Below are 235 nucleotides of genomic sequence, written 5' to 3'. Positions count from 1 at the left end.
CAACCAACAGCAGTGCCACCAGCGCAGCATAACCGACAAGATGCGACTGAGCTGCCAGCCCGGCTAGCCGCGCCCACTCCCATGCGCCCAGGGTAACCACTGCACCGATGAAAAGCGCGAAAGCCGCTCCATCGAGCAGGAAAAATCCACCGAGCGCGATAGGCAGCAGCACCAGCGCCGTGATGATTCGTTGCTTCAAAATTAGGAGCGCGCCTCTGCTTCTACCTGCTCGCAG

At 60.4% G+C, this 235-nt stretch carries 1 protein-coding gene; it reads right to left on the bottom strand.

Features of this window, described 5'->3' with window-relative positions; translation table 11 throughout:
- The coding region (locus VC352_RS25050) for a phosphatidate cytidylyltransferase (protein WP_322982180.1) at window positions 1-202 on the bottom strand (202 nt) is incomplete at its 3' end.
- Window positions 203-235: the final 33 nt, after the last annotated feature.

This window comes from Pseudomonas sp. C11 (assembly GCF_034683865.1).
In the GTDB taxonomy this organism is placed as follows: Bacteria; Pseudomonadota; Gammaproteobacteria; order Pseudomonadales; family Pseudomonadaceae; genus Aquipseudomonas.
The sequence above is the reverse complement of the archived record's forward strand: the minus strand, read 5'-3'. Positions and strand labels throughout refer to the sequence as shown.